Source organism: uncultured Stenotrophomonas sp., from assembly GCF_945952405.1.
Lineage (GTDB): Bacteria > Pseudomonadota > Gammaproteobacteria > Xanthomonadales > Xanthomonadaceae > Stenotrophomonas.
The window spans coordinates 1-20,364 of sequence record NZ_CAMFIA010000034.1; the positions used below are offsets into that span (position 1 = coordinate 1).

The 20,364-nt window shown below is 67.1% G+C and carries 13 protein-coding genes, 2 tRNA genes and 1 other RNA gene; 11 read left to right on the forward strand and 5 right to left on the reverse strand.

The window, feature by feature from the left end:
* The first annotated feature begins 1 nt into the window (after nucleotide 1).
* Together Q0P60_RS20055 and Q0P60_RS20060 are read left to right on the forward strand one after the other, a co-directional pair.
* Nucleotides 2-78 (forward strand) — tRNA-Asp (locus Q0P60_RS20055).
* Between the two features lie 182 nt (nucleotides 79-260).
* Entirely contained in the window at nucleotides 261-2,216 is a 1,956-nt protein-coding gene (locus tag Q0P60_RS20060; protein ID WP_294997362.1) for a peptidyl-prolyl cis-trans isomerase, read from the forward strand.
* A 360-nt stretch (nucleotides 2,217-2,576) separates the two neighbouring features.
* On the opposite strand, the gene Q0P60_RS20065 is transcribed toward Q0P60_RS20060, so the two are convergent.
* Both Q0P60_RS20065 and gloB read right to left on the reverse strand, forming a co-directional pair.
* Entirely contained in the window at nucleotides 2,577-3,776 is a 1,200-nt protein-coding gene (locus Q0P60_RS20065; RefSeq protein WP_294997363.1) for a lytic transglycosylase domain-containing protein, read from the reverse strand.
* Nucleotides 3,773-4,537: a hydroxyacylglutathione hydrolase gene (gloB, locus tag Q0P60_RS20070; RefSeq protein ID WP_294997364.1), complete on the reverse strand. Its 765-nt coding sequence runs from the start codon at nucleotides 4,535-4,537 to the stop codon at nucleotides 3,773-3,775. The genes Q0P60_RS20065 and gloB overlap by 4 nt, the downstream gene beginning before the upstream one ends.
* A gap of 11 nt (nucleotides 4,538-4,548) precedes the next feature.
* Between gloB and Q0P60_RS20075 the strand changes: the two genes are divergently transcribed.
* From Q0P60_RS20075 to dnaQ, 3 genes are read left to right on the forward strand one after another with little or no spacing between them, the layout of a single operon-like run.
* Nucleotides 4,549-5,193 carry a hypothetical protein gene (locus Q0P60_RS20075; RefSeq protein ID WP_294997365.1) on the forward strand — a complete coding sequence of 215 codons (645 nt, stop codon included), beginning with the start codon at nucleotides 4,549-4,551 and terminating at the stop codon, nucleotides 5,191-5,193.
* A gap of 13 nt (nucleotides 5,194-5,206) precedes the next feature.
* The gene (gene rnhA / locus Q0P60_RS20080) at nucleotides 5,207-5,659 is read left to right on the forward strand and encodes a ribonuclease HI (RefSeq protein WP_294997366.1); all 453 of its coding nucleotides are present in this window, start codon (nucleotides 5,207-5,209) and stop codon (nucleotides 5,657-5,659) included.
* A gap of 4 nt (nucleotides 5,660-5,663) precedes the next feature.
* Entirely contained in the window at nucleotides 5,664-6,395 is a 732-nt protein-coding gene (gene dnaQ / locus Q0P60_RS20085) for a DNA polymerase III subunit epsilon (RefSeq protein WP_294997367.1), read from the forward strand.
* A gap of 63 nt (nucleotides 6,396-6,458) precedes the next feature.
* On the opposite strand, the gene Q0P60_RS20090 is transcribed toward dnaQ, so the two are convergent.
* The gene (locus Q0P60_RS20090) at nucleotides 6,459-7,163 is read right to left on the reverse strand and encodes a protein phosphatase 2C domain-containing protein (protein WP_294997368.1); all 705 of its coding nucleotides are present in this window, start codon (nucleotides 7,161-7,163) and stop codon (nucleotides 6,459-6,461) included.
* A gap of 162 nt (nucleotides 7,164-7,325) precedes the next feature.
* On the opposite strand from Q0P60_RS20090, the gene Q0P60_RS20095 reads away from it, so the two are divergent.
* Both Q0P60_RS20095 and Q0P60_RS20100 read left to right on the forward strand, forming a co-directional pair.
* A tRNA-Ser gene (locus Q0P60_RS20095) sits at nucleotides 7,326-7,416 on the forward strand.
* A 281-nt stretch (nucleotides 7,417-7,697) separates the two neighbouring features.
* A complete protein-coding gene (locus Q0P60_RS20100; RefSeq protein WP_294997369.1) occupies nucleotides 7,698-8,102 on the forward strand; it encodes a DUF6165 family protein in 405 nt (134 codons plus the stop codon).
* A 54-nt stretch (nucleotides 8,103-8,156) separates the two neighbouring features.
* On the opposite strand, the gene Q0P60_RS20105 is transcribed toward Q0P60_RS20100, so the two are convergent.
* Entirely contained in the window at nucleotides 8,157-9,203 is a 1,047-nt protein-coding gene (locus Q0P60_RS20105) for a glycosyltransferase family 9 protein (RefSeq protein ID WP_294997370.1), read from the reverse strand.
* Nucleotides 9,204-9,223: 20 nt separating this feature from the next.
* Between Q0P60_RS20105 and Q0P60_RS20110 the strand changes: the two genes are divergently transcribed.
* Both Q0P60_RS20110 and Q0P60_RS20115 read left to right on the forward strand, forming a co-directional pair.
* Entirely contained in the window at nucleotides 9,224-9,973 is a 750-nt protein-coding gene (locus Q0P60_RS20110) for a 3-deoxy-D-manno-octulosonic acid kinase (RefSeq protein ID WP_294997371.1), read from the forward strand.
* Nucleotides 9,973-10,740 carry an MBL fold metallo-hydrolase gene (locus Q0P60_RS20115; RefSeq protein WP_294997372.1) on the forward strand — a complete coding sequence of 256 codons (768 nt, stop codon included), beginning with the start codon at nucleotides 9,973-9,975 and terminating at the stop codon, nucleotides 10,738-10,740. The genes Q0P60_RS20110 and Q0P60_RS20115 overlap by 1 nt, the downstream gene beginning before the upstream one ends.
* Before the next feature lie 159 nt (nucleotides 10,741-10,899).
* Here Q0P60_RS20115 and ffs read toward each other — a convergent pair.
* Nucleotides 10,900-10,996: signal recognition particle sRNA small type (gene ffs, locus Q0P60_RS20120), an RNA gene on the reverse strand.
* 300 nt (nucleotides 10,997-11,296) lie between these two features.
* Here ffs and sugE point away from each other — a divergent pair.
* Both sugE and Q0P60_RS20130 read left to right on the forward strand, forming a co-directional pair.
* Nucleotides 11,297-11,614, forward strand: a complete 318-nt coding sequence (gene sugE / locus Q0P60_RS20125; RefSeq protein WP_107230015.1) for a quaternary ammonium compound efflux SMR transporter SugE — start codon at nucleotides 11,297-11,299, stop codon at nucleotides 11,612-11,614.
* A 357-nt stretch (nucleotides 11,615-11,971) separates the two neighbouring features.
* Nucleotides 11,972-20,364, forward strand: an 8,393-nt coding sequence (locus Q0P60_RS20130) for an autotransporter-associated beta strand repeat-containing protein (RefSeq protein WP_294997373.1), incomplete at its 3' end; no start/stop codon positions are given.

Genomic DNA, 20,364 nt, shown 5'->3' on the forward strand with positions numbered 1-20,364 from the left:
CGGAGCGGTAGTTCAGCTGGTTAGAATGCTGGCCTGTCACGCCGGAGGTCGCGGGTTCGAGTCCCGTCCGCTCCGCCAACTTTAAAAGCCCTCGGCGCAAGCCGGGGGCTTTTTCTTTGTGCCGTACGCGCTGCCGCCGTGCAGGGCGCCTGCGCCCGCGCGTGGCGAAGCGCGCAGGCCGCGCCGGCGCTGCTTTTGGTCCCTGCGGCGAAGCGGGTTACACTGCCGGGCTCGCCAATCAGGCCTTGTGATTCCTCACCATGCTGCAGAAACTCCGCGACAAGACCTCAGGCTGGATCGTCACCGTGATCCTGGGGCTGCTGATGATTCCGTTCCTGTTCGTGATCGACAACAGCTACCTCGGTGGCGTTGGCGCACAGAACGTGGCCAAGGTTTCCGCGCCCCCGACCTGGTGGCGTTCGGCACCGTCGTGGTGGCCGGTGCGCATGATGTGGCAGCACCATGAGATCAGCGCGCAGGATTTCCGCACCCGTTTCGAGCAGGAGCGCATGCGTGAGCGCCAGCAGCAGGGTGAGAACTTCGACCCGCGCGCGTTCGAAAGCGCTGAAAACAAGCTGGCCGTGCTCGACCAGCTGATCGACGAGCAGGTCGTGCGCCTGGTGGGTGAGCAGGCCGGTGTCGTGGTCGGTGATGGCGCGGTGCGCGAGTACATCGCCACCATCCCGGCGTTCCTCGATTCGAACGGCAAGTTCAACGAGAACAACTACCGCCTGGCACTGGCCGGTGGCAATCCGCCGCGCACGCCGACCCAGTTCCAGGAACTGGTGCGTGAGAGCCTGCAGCAGTCGGTGATCCCGTCGGGCCTGCAGAACTCGGGCTTCGTCACCCAGTCCGAGACCGAGCGCCTGCTGAAGCTGCTGGGCGAGACCCGTGACGTCGAGCTGGCGGCGCTGCCGGAAGTGCCGGCCGACACCGCAGCGGTTACCGATGCGCAGATCAAGCAGTGGTACGACAGCCACGGCAAGGATTTCCGCCAGGCCGAAAGCGTGTCGCTGGAATACGTCGAGATCAACGGCGGCAACCTGCCGGCGCCGGCCGCGGCGGACGAAGCGACCCTGCGCAAGCGCTATGAAGACGAGAAGGCGAAGTTCACCTCGCCGGAGCAGCGCCAGGCGGCACACATCCTGATCACCGGCGACGGTGCCGAAGCCAAGGCCAACAAGATCGCCGCCGAAGCCAAGGCCGCTGGCGCCGATTTCGCCGCGCTGGCCAAGGCCAATTCGGAAGACCCGGGTTCGAAGGCGCAGGGGGGTGACCTGGGCTGGGTCGAGCGCGGCGCGATGGTCAAGCCGTTCGAAGACGCGCTGTTCGCTGCCAAGGCGGGTGAGGTGATTGGCCCGGTGAAGACCGATTTCGGCTACCACATCATCAAGGTTGCCGCGGTGCGTGGTGGCCAGGGCAAGTCGTTCGAGGAAGTGCGTGACACGCTGGCCGCCGAGCAGCTGAAGGCCGATGGCGAGCGTGGCTTCAACGAGCTGGCTGGCCGCCTGGTCGACGCCATCAACAAGAGCCCGAGCGACCTGGCCGCAGCCGCCAAGGAAGTGAACCTGCCGCTGCAGACCCTGGGCCCGATCACCCGCGCGACCGCCAGTGGCATCGCCGCTGACCCGGCCGTGCTGCGTGCTGCCTTCTCCGAAGTGCTGGTGCAGGACGGTACTGCCAGCGATCCGATTGCTCTGGGCGGCGCCACCAACCACAGCGTGGTCATCCGCGTGGCTGCGCACACGCCGGAACAGGCGATGCCGCTGGACAAGGCGCGCGAACAGGTGATCGCCGCGATCCGTGCCGACCGCCAGCGCCAGGCCAGTGACAAGGCCGCTGACGCCGTACTGGCCAAGCTGAAGGCAGGCGCCACCCTGCAGTCGCTGGCCGCCAGCGAGAAGCTGCAGCTGAGCCCGATGCCGGGCCTGCCGCGCAGCCAGCCGGTGCCGACCCCGGAGATCAACCGCGCGATCTTCAGCGCAGCGCTGCCGGCCGACGGCAAGCCGAGCTATGGCAAGGTGGATGTCAACGGCCATGCGCTGCTGTTTGCCGTCAACAAGGTCAACCCGGGCAACATCAAGGAAGTGACCGCCGAGCAGCAGAAGCAGCTGAAGGATCAGCTGAGCCAGATCGATGGCATGGCTGCGGCCAAGGCCTACGTCGAGGCGATGCGCAAGAAGTTCGTGATCCAGACCACCGAAGCGAACCTGTAAGCGCCTCGCTGCGCAGGAACGAAAAGGCCCGGCAATGCCGGGCCTTTTTCGTGGGGGCATGGGTGGCGTTGGTGCCACCGGCGCAACAACCCGCGGTCTGGCCTGTGGCAACGGCGTAGCGCCGATCGCACGCAGTTGTAGAGCCGAGCCCACGCTCGGCTGTCTTTGCTTCCACACAGCGCAGCCGAGCATGGCTCGGCGCTACAGGGGGAGAGGCAGGCAGCCTATGCTCGGCGGCTTTGTGCAGTTGTAGAGCCGAGCCTACGCTCGGCTGCCTTTGATTCCACGCAGCGCAGCCGAGCATAGGCTCGGCTCTACAGAGGGAAAGGCAGGCAGATGCGCGCGGCCGCGCCGCGCGGCTCAGTCTTCGACGCGCAGTACCGCGCCCGGCTTCAGCACGCTGCTGCCACTGAGGCCGTTCAGCGAGAGCAGGGCCTTCACCGGCATGCCATAGCGGCGCGCGATGGTCCAGGCCGACTCGCCATCACGCACGGTGTGGCGGCGGTTGCGCGGGCGATCGGCGATCGCGGCGACGGTCTTGGCGACCTGCGGCGTCGGCGCTGCGGTCGCGACCGGTGCGGCGCTGGCGACCAGGGCCGTGGCGGTCTCCGCCACCGTCGCATTGGCTGCTGAGACCGGCGCCAGCACGCGGGTGGTACCGGAAGCGCGGCCGCCCGTGGCCAGCGCGGGGTTCAGGCGAGCGATCTTCGCCGGGTCCAGGGCGCGCTGTGCGGCCCACTGCTGGACGCTGGTGCCGGCCGGCAGGGTGTGGTCCTTCAGTACCGGCACGGTGCGGTCCAGCGAGGCCATCACGCCGGGCTGGTCTTCCACGTCTTCCAGCACGCAGGCCAGCGCATGCAGCTTCTCGACATAGGCATGGGTGACCGGCGACAGGCCGGGCAGGGCCGAAGGCTTGGCGTTCTGCGCGTTCATGCCCGCCTTGCGCATGGACTGCAGCACGCGGTACTCACCGGCGTTGTAGGCCATGGTGGCCAGGCGCCAGTCGCCGCCGAACATGCCGTGCAGCGTCTTCAGGTAACGCACCGCCGCCTGGGTCGAATCGACCGCCGACAGGCGGCCGTCGTAGCCGTTGGCCATCGGCACGCGGTGGTTGCGCGCGGTGGTGGCGATGAACTGCCACAGGCCGGTCGGGCCGCTGCCGTTGCGGGCATTGGGCCGGTAGCCGCTTTCCACGAACGGAATCAGCGCGAATTCGGTGGGCAGGTTGGCTTTGCGCAGCTCTTCAACCACGTAGCCGAACAGCACCAGCGCATCGTCATCCTGGTTGGCCAGGCGCGAGGGGGCGTGGGCGAACTGCTTCTGCCAGCGCGGGCTGGTGGCCTCGGCGTCGCAGCTGGGTTCAGCCAGGCCATCGCGGAAGCTGGTGAAGATCTCCTGGCCGTTGCGCACCGAGGCGGCCGGCAGCGCGGCCGGATCCAGCGGCAGGGCCGCCGCGGCGGTCAGGTTCTGGCTGATGCCGGCGCCCAGCGACTGTGCGCCCGCGGTTCCGGCCAGCCCCAGGGCAAGGCCCAGGGCCAGCGGCAGACTTCGGCGCATCATGCGCGGAAGCCGTCTTTCCAATGCCGGAGACCGGCCATCACGTCGACGTCGTCAACGACGTCACGGCCCAGGTGTGCCGACACCGACGCACGGATCGGCGCCGCGTGCACACGCAGGAAGGGATTGCAGTCGAATTCGTTGGCCAGGGTTACCGGCAGGGTGGAACGGTCATCGCGGCGCATGGCCAAAGCCTCCTCTTGGCGCTGCCACAGGGCAGCGTTGGCGGGGTCGACATGCCGCGCGAAGACGGCATTTGACACGGTGTACTCATGAGCGCAACAAAGCAGCAGTTGCGCGGGCAAGGTACCCAGCTTGCGCATCGAAGCCAGCAGCTGGGACGGCGTACCTTCGAACAGACGTCCACAGCCCAGGCTGAACAACGAATCTCCGCTGAAAAGATGTTCAGCAGTGTGAAACGCGATGTGGCTGCGGGTATGCCCGGGCACGGATAGTACGTGGAACGTCCGGCCCAATGCCTGAACGCGTTCACCTTCGCCGACCCGCTCGGTCGCGCTGGGGATGCGCTCTTCGACCGGCGCGATGACCCGCACGCCGGGAAAGCGTGCCTGCAACGCCGGCACGCCACCGATGTGGTCGTCGTGGTGATGGGTGAGCAGGATCGTGTCCACGCGCAGGCCCTGATCGGCCAGCGCGAGCACCGGCGCAGCGTCGCCGGGATCGACGACCACGGCGGCACCCTCGTCTTCGATCAGGGTCCAGATGTAGTTATCCGCAAATGCGGGCAGGGCAGTCAGTCGCATAGAATTGGACCATGCCCGCGCTGCAGAGCACCCGTCAAGCGAGCCAGACCCCGTGGTTCGACAGCGAACCGGCGGCGGCACTGCGCGTGCTGGAGCGGCAATTGCTGCTGCCGCAGCTGTCATTGCTGCCCACGCAGCCGTGGCTGTGGATCGCGCCGAGCGCGGCCTGGCTGGAGGATGCGCAGCTGGGTGGGCGTGGCCTGCGCCTGTACCGCAACGGGCAGGCCTACGCCGGCGATACCCGCTGCGCGCTGCCGTTGCCGCTGGCCAACGAAAGCGTCAATGCGATCGTGCTGCAACATGTCACCGCCGCCGATGCCGACCTGCTGCTCGACGAGTGCGAGCGCGTGCTGATGCCGGGCGGGCACCTGTGGCTGAGCAGCCTCAATCCGTTCAGCCCCTATCGCACGCGCTGGCGCCAGCACGGGCTGGTGGTGCGTACGCCGCAGCGGATCCGCCTGCTGCTGGGGCGCCACGGTCTGGAGTGCGACGATATGCGTTACCTCGGCCCGCTCTGGCGCGGCGCCGGCAGCCGCCGTCCTGCGGGGTGGGCGCCGCTGCGCGCGGCCTGCCTGTTCCATGCGGAAAAACGCACGCTGGCCCTGCCTGGGCCGAAACCGTTGCCGGTGCGCTGGCACGGCACCGTAGCTACCTGATCCTGGAGTTGTATTGAAAACCATCGAAATCCACACCGACGGTTCCTGCCTTGGCAATCCCGGCCCCGGCGGCTGGGCTGCATTGCTGCGCTACAAGGGGCATGAGCGCGAACTGAGCGGCGGCGAAGCGCACACCACCAACAACCGGATGGAGCTGATGGCGGCCATTTCCGCGCTGGAAACGCTCACCGAGCCGTGCAACATCGTGCTCTACACCGATTCGCAGTACGTGCGGCAGGGCCTGACCCAGTGGATGCCGGGCTGGATCCGCAAGAACTGGAAGACCGCCGGTGGCGATCCGGTGAAGAACCGTGAACTGTGGGAGCGCCTCCACGCGGCCACGCTGCGGCACCAGATCGACTGGCGCTGGGTAAAGGGGCATTCCGGTGACCCCGACAACGAGCGGGTGGATGCCCTGGCCCGCAACGCGGCGATCCAGATCCGCGACTCCAGCCCGGTAAACTGAGCCCATGCGTCAGATCATCCTCGATACCGAAACCACCGGCCTGGAGTGGAAGAAGGGCAACCGCATCGTCGAAATCGGCTGCGTGGAGCTGTTCAAGCGCCGCCCGACCGGCAACAACTACCACCAGTACATCAAGCCGGACTGCGAGTTCGAACAGGGCGCGCAGGAAGTCACCGGCCTGACCCTGGAGTTCCTGGATGACAAGCCGGACTTCGCGCAGATCGCCGACGAGTTCCTGGCGTTCATCGATGGCGCCGAGCTGATCATCCATAACGCGGCGTTCGACCTCGGCTTCCTCGACAACGAGCTTTCGCTGCTGGGCCCGCAGTACGGGAAGATCACCGACCGCTGTACGGTGATCGATACCCTGGTGATGGCGCGCGAGCGCTTCCCGGGCCAGCGCAATTCGCTGGATGCGCTGTGCAAGCGGCTGGGCGTGGACAACTCGCACCGTGCGCTGCACGGCGGCCTGCTCGATGCGCAGATCCTGGGCGACGTCTATATCGCGCTGACCTCGGGCCAGGAAGAGATCGGCTTCGGCCTGGGCGATGACGACGGCGGTGCCGGCGGCGCGGCACTGCAGGCCTTCGATACCAGCAAGCTGCTGCCGCGCCCGCGGGTGGTGGCCACGCCATCGGAACTGGAGGCGCACGGCGCTCGGCTGGAGCGGCTGCGCAAGAAGGCCGGCCACGCCCTGTGGGATGGCCCGAAGGTGGAAGAGCCCACCAGCGCGTGATGCATCACCGCATCCACGCATGGCGTGGATCTACTGCATCCACGCGTGGCGTGGATCTACTGGTCAGTGGCAGCGGACCAGGATCACGCTGATGTTGTCGCGGCCGCCGCCATCGAGTGCGGCGGCGACCAGCGTGTCCACGCATTCCTGCGCGCTGGCGTCCTCGAATGCCAGGGTGCGGGCGATGCCGCGGTCGTCCACTTCCTCGGTGAGGCCGTCACTGCACAGCAGCAGCTGCATGCCCGGGCGCAGCTCGCCGCTGGTGGTGGCCACGTTCAGATGAGCCGGATCGGTCACCCCCAGCGCCTGGGTGACCACGTTGCGGTGCGGATGTGCACGCGCCTGCTCGACGGTCAGGTTGCCCTGCGCGACCAGTTCCTGCACCACGCTGTGGTCCTGGCTGAGCTGGGCCAGCTGGCCATCGCGCCACAGGTAGGCGCGGCTGTCGCCGACCCAGGCCACTTCATAGCGGTTGCCCTGCACGCGCGCGGCAACGACGGTGGTGCCCATCGGCAGGGTGTCGTTGCGCCGGCGCGAGGCGCGGATGATTTCTTCGTCGGCGGTGCGGATGGCCTGCGCCAGCGCCGCGCCGCGGCGGATCTCGCGCACGATGGTCTCGCGTGCCAGTGCACTGGCCACTTCGCCACAGGCATGCCCCCCCATGCCGTCGGCCACCAGCCACAGGGCCAGCTCGCTGTCACCGTAGTAGGTGTCCTCGTTGAGCTCGCGGCGCATGCCGGGGTGGGTGAGGTGTCCGAATTCGATCATGGGGCAGGGCGGGGTATTACCGGGGAGACAGGCATCATCGGGGGGCCGCAGGGATCCGGCAAGGCATGCATGCAGGAAATTTTCACTTCATTGGCCGGAATGACTTGTCGTCGGCCTCACTTCCTCGTATGATGCGCGTCCCCGGTCCGCCGGGGACCACCCGGAGAGGTGGCAGAGTGGTTGAATGTACCTGACTCGAAATCAGGCAGGCGTTTATAGCGCCTCGGGGGTTCGAATCCCCCCCTCTCCGCCAGATAAAGAGAAAGGGCTGCCGAAAGGCAGCCCTTTCTCTTTATCTGGCTGGGGACGCGCCGCGCTCAGCGCGTCGCCCCACATGTTGCTGCGCAACCGGTGGACCCGCCTCTCCCCGCCGATCCAGTAGATCCACGCCCTGCGTGGATGCCGCATCGTGGACGCCCTGCGTGGATGCCGTTCGTAGTGGCGGGCTCATCCGCGCAAGGCGCGGTTCCGTCCGGCCTGTCCGCCCGGACGCTGCGGGTTACCATGTGCGCATCATTTGCTGGAGCTGCGCCCATGACCGCTGAAATCCTCGTCCCCGTTTCTTTCGGCGAGCTGCTGGACAAGATCTCGATCCTGCAGATCAAGTCCGAGCGGATCAGCGATGAAGGCAAGCTGGCCAATGTGCGCAAGGAGCTGTCGGCACTGGAGCAGACCTGGATGGCGCATCCGGCGGCGGTGAAGGACATCGCGCGGCTGCGTGCCGACCTGAAGGCGGTCAACGAGCAGCTGTGGGACATCGAGGACGACATCCGCCTGAAGGAAAAGGCGCAGGCGTTCGACCAGGGCTTCATCGACCTGGCACGCAGCGTCTACCTGCGCAATGACGAACGTGCGCGCATCAAGAAGGCGATCAACCTGGCGCTGGGTTCGGCGTACGTGGAAGAGAAGTCCTATCAGGACTACGCGCCGCGCGCGTAATCCCGGGTATGCGGATGCGGTAGATCCACGCCATGCGTGGATCGTTCCCGTTGCTCACCCCAGCTGGTCGGCCACGTAGCGTTCGAAGGCCGCGATGCCGTCTTCAACGGTGATCAGTTCCATCACATCGTCGAACTCGATCTTGGTACCCCACTTCAGGTCGGCCGCCTGCTTGGCCAGGTACTTGCGCGCGGCGTCGTCGTAACGGTCCACGCAGTAGCGGCGGTCCGAATACGGGCCGCTGCGGTTCGGGTTGCTGGCCGCATGCAGGCCCAGCACCTTGGCCCCCATCGCGTTGGCGATGTGCATCGGTCCCGAGTCCGGGGTCATCACCAGGTTGGCGCGCGCCAGCAGGGCGGGCAGCTGCTTCAGCGTGTCCTTGCCGACCAGGTCGAGCGCGGGCGTGTGCAGCTGTGCCTGGATGGCATCGGCCATGCTGCGCTCCAGCTCGCTGCGGCCCCCGCACAGCACCACCTGCCAGCCGCGCTGGACGGCGTGGTTGGCCACTGCAGCGTAGCGGTCGGCGTACCAGTTGCGCCGCACATGGCTGGAGCACGGCGAGATCATCAGCACCGGGCGTCCGTCGTCCTGCCACTGCGCGGCAGCCCACTCGTACGCCGACGGCGGCACCGCCAGGTCCCAGCTGACCTGGTCCTGGCGCAGGCCCAGCGGCTCGCAGAAGCTGCCGATGGCATCCAGCACATGGATGCCAGGACGGTCGGGAATGCGCTCGTTGATGAAAAGCCCGTGCAGGTCCTTGGAGCGGCTGCGGTCATAACCGATGCGACGCTCGGCGGGAATGAAGGCCGACAGCAGGTTGGCGCGGAACGCCACCTGCATCTGCAGCAGTGCTTCGAAGCGGCCCGGCGGCAGTTGCCTGCGCAGTTCCTTGACCCCGGCCATGCCGCTCTTCTTGTCATAGGCATGGAAGGTGACGCCGGGCAGGCCGTCGAGCAGTTTGTGGCCGACCTTGTCGATGATCCAGTGGATCGGCGTGTCCGGGCGCGCAGCCTGCAGGGTGCGCACCAGGGGCACCACGTGGGTGACATCGCCGAGTGCGGACAGGCGCAGGAGGCACAAGGAGGAGGACGCTGATGCCATGTGTTGTTAGACTCAATGAAATGGTCGCATTCGACGCCAATGAAGCGCTGACGCCATGCCGCGAGGGTCGCGGCATCGGGGCCATTCTGTTCGACCGCGAGCGGCTGCGGCAAGCCGAGATCGGCCTGTTCTCGCCCCAGCACTGGGGCAGCAAGGCCCGGCCGGTCGGCGAGGGCGGCCGTGGCAGCGCCTGGTTCATCGATGCGCCGTTCGGTGCCAGCGTGCTGCGCCACTACCTGCGCGGTGGCCTGGCGGCCAGGATCAGCCATGACCAGTACCTCTGGCGTGGCTCGGACCGGACCCGCAGCTTCGCCGAGTTCCGGCTGATGCGCGCGCTGCGCGAGAAGAAGCTGCCGGTGCCTCGCCCGATCGCCGCGTTCTACATGCGCGAGGGCCTGCGCTACCGGGCGGCGATCCTGATGGAACGGATCGAGGGCGTGCGCTCGCTGGCCGATCGGGCGCTGGTCGCTGGCCGCGGTGCGCCCTGGGAGGAGACCGGGCGGCTGATCGCCCGCTTCCACCGTGCCGGCCTGGACCATGCCGACCTCAACGCGCACAACATCCTGTTCGACGGCAACGGGCATGGCTGGCTGATCGACTTCGACCGCGGGGTGATCCGCATTCCGGCCACCGCCTGGCGTGAACGCAATCTCAAGCGCCTGCTGCGCTCGCTGATCAAGCTGCGCGGTGAACGCAGCGTGGAAGACGTGCAGAAGGACTACGCGCGCTTGCGCCGCGCCTATGACATGGCCTGGAACCGGGGCACCTGATGGACTGGTCGTTGCGTTTCCTCGGCGTCGGCAATGCGTCGGCGGTCGAGCTGGGGTCGCCGATGTCGGTGATCGAGCGGGACGGGCGTCCGTGGCTGACCATCGATTGCGGTGGCGAAGGCCTGACCGCGTTCAAGGCGCACTATGGGCACATGCCGCAGGCGCTGTTCGTTACCCATGTGCACCTGGACCACGTTGCCGGGTTCGAGCGGCTGTTCGTGGACACCTTCTTCAATGCGCACCGGCGCGGCAAGGTACGCCTGTACGTGCCGGCCACGGTGGTGCCGCTGCTGCACCGGCGCATCGGCGACTACCCGAACGTGCTGGCCGAGGGCGGTGCGAACTTCTGGGATGCCTTCCAGCTGGTCGTGGTAGGCGAGGCGTTCTGGCATGAGGGCGTGCGCCTGGAAGTGTTTCCGGTGCGCCACCACTGGCCGGAGACGGCCTATGGCCTGCGCCTGCAGGGGGCGCTGACCTGGAGCGGTGATACCCGGCCGATTCCGGAGATGCTGGCCCGCTTCGCCGATGACAACGAGCTGATTGCCCATGACTGTGGCCTGCACGGTAATCCGTCGCACACCGGCGTGGATGATCTGGAGCGTGAGTACAGCGCCGCACTGCAGGCGCGGATGATGCTCTACCACTACGCCAGCGTGGCCGATGGTGCCGCGCTGGCCGCGCGCGGCCACCGCGTGGCCCAGCCGGGGCAGTGCGTGCCACTGTCGCCCCCGACCGCGCCGCACGTACTGGCCCAGGACCCGCCGTGAGCGATAGCGGCCGGCGCGCCGACATGGCGCTGGCGGCCGAACGGGAGGCGCTGGAACGTGCGCTGTCCCTTCAGGGCACGCCGCAAGCACGGTAGCGGCACAAGGGGCAGGTTCCTTCGCCGGGCAAGGGGATCTGGCCCCGGTGCAGAAAAGGCGATGGCCCCGCCGGCTGACCTCGGCGCCCGCGTCGATCGATACCGTTGCTGCCTTCCGGCCCTGGCGGGATTTTCGACCTAGCGTCGCGAGGGGCCGACGGGGCCACCATAGAGACGTTGGCCGCCCAGGGGGCGGCCGGTTCGCGGATCAGGGGAAGCAGCGCGTGTCGCGCCGGAGACCACAGCCGGACTGCACATCGGCTGGCCGATGGCAGACGCGCATTCTAGCGCAGGCAGGCCCATCGACGCCAGCTTCACGCACTGAATCGGCTGTAACCCGTTGCCGGTCGTGGCGTCCCGGGTGATCCCCCGTTGCTAGAATGCCGGCCAGGAGGAACGACCTCCCCCACATCGGGAACCAATGACCAGGACGGCCTGGCCCTACCAAGAGGAGGGCTGTCATGGCCTGGATCTACCTGTTGTTCGCCGGCCTGCTGGAAATCGTCTGGGCCGTGTCCATGAAGCAGTCCGAAGGCTTCAGCAAACTCACCCCCACCGTGGTCACCATCATCGGCATGATCGCCAGCTTCTGGCTGCTGGCGGTGGCCATGCGCAGTCTGCCACTGGGAACCGCCTATACGATCTGGACCGGCATCGGTGCGGTCGGCGCGTTCGTGGTCGGCATTGTATTTCTTGGCGAGCAGGTCAGCCCGATGCGGATCGGCGCGGCGGTATTGATCGTGTCCGGGCTGGTGCTGATGAAACTCTCCAGCAGCTGAATGCATTTAGTCAGGCGGGGAATGGATTCCCCGCGCACTGCAGGTATATGCATTTTCGGCAAAACCATTTTGTCCGCCCATTTTATTTGACATACGTCATGAAAATAATGAGCGTGATTCACATCGCGCTGGCGCCGCCGGACGCACAGTGCCGCCATTCGTCAGGAGAAACCGGGGAGTTTTCGCCCTGACGGACGCGCGGCTGCACCTGCAATGGGTGCATCGGCGTGAAGATGTGAAGATTTTCAGGAGTTAATGCTGCCAGGCCTTGTTCCCTTATCGGGAACCGGGGTGGGTCGCATCGTCTTCAAAAAACCTGCCTGCAGTGCCATCCGGTCTTTTCATGGAGATTTACCGATGAACCGCATTTACCGTCTGGTTTTCAATCGTGCCCTCGGCGTAATGCAGGTTGCATCGGAGGTCGCCCAGAATCCCGGCGGATGTGCGGTCAGCACGGAGCGGCCACCGCGGCTGCGGGCACACCAGCTGGCGTTGGCCCTGGCTGCCACGCTGGCCAGCGGCTCGGCATTCGCGGTGTGCTCGACGCCGGGCCCGAACATCACCTGCACCGGAACCACCAACAATTTCTCCGACGCCAGCAACGGCGTCCACCTGACCGTTGCAGCCGGCGCGACCGTGGGAAGTACCGCAGGCCTGGGCAACTCGTTGACATTGACGGGCAACGGCATCCAGCTCACCAACAACGGCACGATCGGCACCACCGTGGGTCTGGTTGCTGCGTCCGGCGCGGTGCTTGGCAATGCCAGCGGCCAGACGATCAGCGTCGACAATGCCTCGACCGGCACGCTGCAGGGGTTCATTGATCTCGCCGCCCTGCTGGGCACGAATGGCCGCGCGCTGTCCGTGCAGAACGGCGCAGGCGGTGTCACCACGATCAACAATGCCGGCACCGTCAACATGAATTTCCTGGTGGGCGGACTCGGCACGGCCGACGCACCGGCCATCGTCAGTTATGGCGGCGCGCAGTCGATCATCAGCAACAGCGGCGGGATTACCGGGCGGGTCGGTCTGGCCGGCTCGACGCTGGGCAACTCGGTCAACAACAGTGGCACGATCACCGGCAGCGTTTATCTCGGCGACTCGGCGCAGGGAAATACCTTTACCGCGGTGTCCGGGTCCAGCGTGGTAACCGGAGCCGGTGCCACGGCGGGCATCGATCCGCTGGGGGGCATCTCGGTCTCGTTGGCCGCCGCCGGCACGGTCAACGCAGGCCTGGGAGGCGGTGCCGCCAACAACACGCTGGTGCTGCAGAACGTCGTCAGCGGTCCGGGCTCCGGCACCGGCGGGGCGGTCACCGCGCTGGCCTGGAACCGTTACCTCAATTTCCAGAAGCTGACCGTCAACAGCGGCACCTGGAACCTGCAGGGCGCATGGACCGGAAGCGGGCCGACCACGCTCAATGATGGTCTGGTCAATTTCGACAATGGCGCCTCGTTCGGTACGGGGTTGTTCACGGCCAACGGCGGTGCCATTGCCTCCTCCACGGCAGGTCTGAATCTGGCCAATGCGTTCAGCCTCGGTGGCAATCTTTCCCTGGCCGGCACCAATGCGTTCGGTCTGGGGGGAGTGCTTTCAGGCAGCGGCGGACTGACGGTCAACAACACCGGCATCGTCACCCTGGGTGGCGCGAACCTGTTCTCCGGCGGCGTCAACCTCAATGCCGGCGGCTTGCTGCTGGGTAACGCCGGTGCACTGGGCAGCGGCAATCTGACCGTGGGTGGAACGGCGTCGCTGGACACCACGTTCCCGGTCAGTCTGTCCAACAACCTTGTGGTCAATGCAGGTGGCACGCTCAACCTGCTGGGCAACAACGACCTGGACATGAACGGCACGATCTCGGGTGCCGGCAATCTGACCAAGGCAGGTCTGGCCCAGTTGACCTTGAACGGCGTCAACACACTGAGCGGCAATTTCAGCATTACCGGAGGCTCGCTCGCACTTGGCGCAGGCGGCCAGCTGTCGCCGACCGGTGCGATTTCGCTGGCGACCGGGACCACCCTGAATCTGACGGCCGCCGGCAACCAGAGCATCGGCTCGCTGGCAGGGCTGGGCGGTACGGTGAACCTGGGCACGCATACGCTGACCTTGAATGGCCTGGGCAACACCACGTTCGCGGGCAGCTTCGGTGCAGGCAGCGGCGGTTTGATCAAGCTGGGTTCGGGTATCCAGACGCTGTCAGGGACCAACAATCTCACCGGAGGTGTCGCGCTCAATGCGGGTGGCCTGGTGCTCGGCAGCGCCGCAGCGCTGGGCAGCGGTGCACTCAGCGTCGGCGGCGCGGCGACCCTGGATGGCAGTACCGCGCTGACACTGGCCAACGGGGTCAACCTCGGCTCGGGTGCGAGCCTGGATCTGCTCGGTAACCAGGCACTGACCTTCAACGGCGTGATCGGTGGCACCGGCAGCCTGGTCAAGCATGGCGCGGCCACGCTCACGCTCAATGGCGCCAATACCTTTGCGGGCGGACTGGCGCTCAATGCCGGGGGCCTGGTGCTGGGCAACGGCGCAGCGCTGGGAACCGGGGCACTCACCGTCGGTGGCGCGACGACGCTTGATGCCAATGCTGCGCTCAGCTTGGGCAACGGCATCACCCTGGGCGCAGGTGGTTTGCTCAACGTGCTGGGCAGCAATGCCCTGACCCTGGGTGGCGTCATCGGTGGCAGCGGCAGCCTGGTCAAGAACGGCGCTGCCACGCTGACGCTGGGGGGCGCGAATACCTTCACCGGCGGCCTGGCGATCAATGCCGGCAAGGTTGCGGTGGGCAGCGGCGGAAGCCTGGCCGCCGGCGGTGCGGTCAGCCTGGCCGGCGTCGGCGCCGATCTGGACATTTCGCTCGGCGGCAATCAGACCATTGGCGCGCTCTCCGGTGTCGCCGGCAGCACGCTCACCCTGGGCAACAGCACGCTCACCTTCGGTGATGCCACCAACCAGACCTTCGCAGGCACCGTCAGTGGCGCCGGCGGACTGGTCAAGCAGGGCACGGGCACCCAGACGCTGAGTGGGGTCAATACCTTCAGCGGTGGCCTGAACCTGACCGCCGGTGGCCTGCTGCTGGGCAACAACAGTGCCATCGGCAGCGGTGCGTTGACGGTCAGCGGCAACAGTTCGCTCGATGGCAGCGCAGCGCTGAACCTGGCCAATGCCATCAACCTGGGGGCAGCGCTGACCCTGACCGGCGGCCAGAACCTCACCCTCGGCGGCAACATCACCGGCACCGGCAGCCTGACCAAGAATGGCGCCTCGCTGCTGACCTTGAATGGCATCAATACCTTCAGTGGCGGCTTGAACCTCAATGCCGGCAGCCTGTTGCTGGGCAACAGCGGTGCGCTGGGCAGTGGTGCGCTGAACGTGAGTGGCAGTGCATCGCTGGATGGCAGCGCGGCATTGAACCTGGCCAACAACGTGACCCTGGGCAGCGGGGCGCTGCTGTCGCTGCCGGGATCGCAGGCGATCACGCTCGGTGGCGTGGTTTCCGGCGCGGGTGGCCTGATCAAGAACGGCGCCAGCACGCTCACTCTCAACGGGGCCAATGCATTCACCGGCGGCCTGGTACTCAACGGCGGCGGCCTGATGCTGGGCAATGCCGGTGCACTCGGAACCGGGCTGCTCGCGGTGGGTGCGAACGCGACCCTCGACAGTTCGGTGGCACTGAACCTGGGCAATGCCATCGATCTCGATGCCGGCGCGCAGTTGAGCCTGACCAGCAACCAGAACGTTGCGCTGGGCGGACTGGTCACCGGCACCGGTGGCCTGGTCAAGACCGGTACCGGCGTGCTGTCGTTGAACAACAGCAACACCTTCAGTGGTGGCCTGGCGCTGAATGCAGGCGGCCTGTCGGTCGGCGCCAACGGTGCCCTGGGTACCGGTGCGCTGAACATCGGCGGCAATGTGTCGCTGGATTCGGCTGCCGCGGTGTCGTTGACCAACGCGGTGAACCTGGGTGCCAACACGCTGACCCTGCCGGGCAGCAACAATCTCACTCTGAGCGGGGTGGTGGGGGGAACCGGTGGCCTGATCAAGAACGGCGCCTCGACGCTGACCCTGTCCGGTGCCAATACCTTCCTCGGCGGCGCGACGGTCAACGCCGGTACGCTGGCGATCGGTGCGGGTGGCAGCCTTGCCGCTGCCGGTGCGGTGGACCTCGCCGGTGCCGGCGCGACGCTGGATATCTCCGCGGCGAGTGCCGGCCAGACCATCGGTGCGTTGAACGGCATCGCCGGCAGCCATGTGGCGCTGGGCACGCAGACGCTGACCTTCGGTGGTGCCGGCAACGGCAGCTTTGCCGGTCTCATCGACGGCAGTGGCGGATTGATCAAGGCAGGCACCGGCGTGCAGACGCTGTCTGGCGCCAATACCTTCAGTGGTGGCGTCGCGCTCAATGCCGGCGGCCTGATCCTCGGCAATGCCGGGGCGTTGGGTACGGGGGCGCTGGGCATTGGCGGCACCGTCAGCCTGGACACGACGGCTGCGCTGGGCCTGGCCAATGCGGTGAACTTCGCTTCGGGTTCGCAGCTGACCCTGGGCGGCAGCAATGGCCTCACCCTGGCGGGCGTGCTGGCCGGCGCCGGCAGCCTGGTCAAGAATGGCAGCGGCCTGCTGACCCTCAACAACAGCAATACCTTTGCCGGCGGCCTGAGCTTGAATGGTGGTGGCCTGGTGGTCGGTGCCAATGGCGCGCTGGGCATCGGTGCCCTGGATGTGAGTGCCAGCACCACGCTGGATGCCGGCGCTGCGGTGACGCTCGGCAACGTTGTCTCGCTGGGCTCCGGCGTCGCATTGACGTTGCCGGGCAGCAACGCGCTGACGCTGTCGGGCGCGATCATTGGCAACGGCAGCCTGATCAAGAATGGTGCGACGACGCTGACCCTGTCCGGTGCCAATCTCTACAACGGCGGCACCACCATCAATGCCGGTACGTTGGCACTCGGCGCCGGCGGCAGCCTTGCCGCAGCGGGTGATGTGACCCTCGCCAACGCCGGTGCCGGCTTCGATATCTCCGCTGCGGGCGGCAACCAGACCATCGGCGCGCTCAACGGCGTGGGGGGAACCACGCTGACCCTGGGTGGAAACTCGCTGACCTTCGGCACGGCCGCGAACGCCACCTTCGGCGGCCTCGTCAGCGGCAGTGGCGGCCTGGTGAAGGTCGGCGCGGGCGTGCAGACACTGTCCGGGGCCAACACCTTCGGTGGCGGTGTCACCCTCAACGCGGGTGGCCTGGTGCTGGGCAACGACGCCGCACTGGGCACCGGTGCGCTTACTGTCGGCGGTGCGTCCACGCTGGATACCACCGGGCTGGCCACGCTGGCCAACAACATCGCGCTCAATGCCGGGCTGACCGTGCTCGGTACCAATGCACTGACCCTCAATGGGGTGATCTCCGGAACCGGAAGCCTGACCAAGGAGGGCGGCGCAACGCTGACCTTGAATGGCATCAACTCCTATACCGGCGGCACCAACATCAACGCCGGCACGCTGGCACTGGGCGCCAATGCCAGCCTGGCGTCAACCGGAACGGTCAACCTCGCCACCGGCGCCACGCTCGATCTTTCCGCGGGCAGCGGCACGCAGGTGTTCGGCACGCTGATCGGCAACGGTACGGTCAACCTGGGCGCGAACTCGATCGAGGTCGGGGGCGCGGCCAATGGCACCTTCAGTGGGTCGATCGCAGGAACCGGTGGCCTGACCAAGGTCGGCTCCGGCATCGAAACGCTGACCGGCGTCAATACCTATACCGGCGGAACCTTCATCAATGCAGGCACGCTGGCCATCGGTGCGGGCGGCAGCCTGGCGCCGACCGGGGCGGTGACGCTCACTGCGGCGGCGACCGGCTTCGACATCTCGGCGTCCGGCGCCAACCAGACCATTGGTTCACTGTCCGGCGTGGCCGGGTCCACGGTCAGCCTGGGCGCGCAGTCGTTGATCCTCAGCGGCAACGGCAACAGCGTGTTCGACGGTGCGATTGCCGGCAGCGGTGGCCTGGTCAAGAACGGCGCCGGCACCCTGACCCTGGGCGGTGCCAATCTGTTCAGTGGTGGCCTTGCGCTCAACGGTGGCGGCTTGGTGGTCGGCAACAATGGCGCACTTGGCGGCGGCGCACTGACGGTCGGTGGCAACGCGACACTGGATGCATCGACCGCTGTCACCCTGGCCAACAACATCGGTCTGGCATCGGGTGCCAATCTCGATCTGCTCGGCAGCCAGTCGTTGACCCTGGGCGGGGTGATTTCCGGCGCGGGCGGCCTGATCAAGGACGGTGCGGCCACCGTGACCCTGACCGGTGCCACTACCTATGTCGGTGGCACCACCATCAACAGCGGCACGCTGGCGATCGGTGCCGGTGGCAGCCTGGCCTCGACCGGTGCGGTGAACCTGGCCGGAACCGGTTCGTTCGACATTTCCGCAGGCAACAACCAGACCATCGGTTCGCTGGCAGGCGTGGTGGGCAGCACGGTGGCGCTGGGCGGCAACAGCCTGACCCTGGGCGGTACCAGCGACAGCACGTTCAACGGCACGATCGGCGGCAGTGGCGGCCTGATCAAGAACGGTGCCGGCGTGCAGACGTTGAATGGCGGCAACACCTTCAGCGGCGGCGTCACCCTCAACGCCGGCGGCCTGGTGGTCGGCAACAACGGTGCGCTCGGTACCGGCACGCTGACCGTTGGCGGCGCGGCCACGCTCGATTCGAACACGGCGGTCATCCTTGCCAACAACTTCGTCCTCAACAACGGCTTGACCGTGCTTGGCAGCAACAACCTCACCCTCAACGGCAGCCTGAGCGGTTCCGGCTCGCTGACCAAGGACGGTGCGGCGATCCTGACCTTGAACGGCATCAACACCTATACCGGTGGCACCAACATCAATGCCGGCACGCTGGCCCTGGGCGCGGGTGCGAGCCTGCACGCCAGTGGCATCGTCAACCTGGCCCTGGGCGCGACCTTCGATCTGTCGGCGGGCAGCGGCACGCAGCAGTTCGGCACCCTGGTCGGCAACGGTACGGTGAACCTGGGCGCCAACACGCTGACGATCGGTGATGCCAGCAACGGCACGTTCAGTGGTTCGCTGGCCGGTACCGGCAGCCTGGTCAAGGAGGGTTCGGGTACCCAGACGCTGACCGGCAGCAACACCTTCACCGGGGGGACCACCATCAATGCCGGCACGCTGGCGATCGGTGCAGGCGGCAGCCTGGCGGCGACCGGTGCGGTCAACCTGGCCAACGCTGGTACCACCTTCGACATCAGCGCGGGTGGCGCGCAGGCCATCGGCTCGCTGGCCGGCGTGACCGGCAGCACGGTGGCACTGGGCAGTAGCATGCTGACACTCAATGGTGCCGCCAACTCCACGTTTGCCGGTGGCATCACCGGCAGCGGTGGCCTGGTCAAGAATGGCGCAGGCACGCAGACCCTGAGCGGTGCCAGCACCTTCAGCGGTGGCGTGGCCCTCAACGCCGGCGGCCTTGCCCTGGGCAACAACGATGCACTGGGAACCGGCACGCTGACCGTGGGCGGCAACGCCAGCCTGGACGCCACCAGCGCGCTGACGCTGGCCAACACCGTGCAGTTGGGCAGCGGCACGCTGACCCTGCTCGGCAGCAATCCGCTGACGTTGAATGGTGCGATCAGCGGTGCCGGTGGCCTGCTCAAGGACGGTGCGGCGACGGTCACCCTGGGCGGTGCCAGCACCTATACCGGCACCACCACGCTCAACAGCGGCACGCTGGCGGTGGCGGCCGGTGGCAGCCTGTCCGCCGCCAGCACGGTCAACCTGGCCGGCACCGGCACCCTGGATATCAGCGCCGGTGGCAACCAGAGCATCGGCGGCCTGGCCGGCGTGAGCGGGTCCAGCGTGGTGTTGGGCGGCGCAACCCTCACCACCGGCGGCAACAACGGCAGCACCGTCTTCGCTGGCGTGCTCAGTGGTACCGGCGGCCTGGTACAGGGCGGCACCGGAACGCTGACCCTGAGTGGCGACAACACCTATACCGGTGGCACCACCATCAATGGCGGCAGCACGCTGCAGATCGGCAACGGTGGCAGCACCGGCTCGGTGCTGGGCGACATCACCAACAACGGCAGCCTGGTCTACAACCTCGGCAATACCGCGACCGTGGGTGCCGTGGTCAGCGGCAGCGGCGGCCTGACCCAGGCCGGCAGTGGCACGCTGGTGCTGACCGGCAACAACACCTATACCGGCGGCACCACCATCAATGCCGGTGGCACGCTGCAGATCGGCAATGGCGGCGCGACCGGCGCGATCGTGGGTGACATCACCAACAATGGCGCGCTGGTGTCCAATGTGGCCGGCAACACCACGCTGGGCGGCACCATCAGTGGTGCCGGCGGCCTGACCCAGGCCGGCGCCGGAACGCTGACCCTGACCGGCAACAACACCTATACCGGTGGCACCACCATCAATGCCGGTGGCACGTTGCAGGTCGGCAATGGCGGTGCGACGGGCGCGATCACCGGCAATGTGGCCAACAACGGCAGCCTGGTGTTCGACGTGTCGGGCAACACCACCGTCGGTGGCGCGATCAGTGGCAGCGGTGGCCTGACCCAGGCCGGCAGCGGCGTGCTGACCCTGGTCGGCAACAACACCTATACCGGGGGTACCACCATCAACACCGGCGGTACGCTGCAGGTGGGCAATGGCGGTGCGACCGGCGCGATCACCGGCGACATCACCAACAATGGCGCGCTGATCTCCAACGTGGCCGGCAACACCACGCTGGG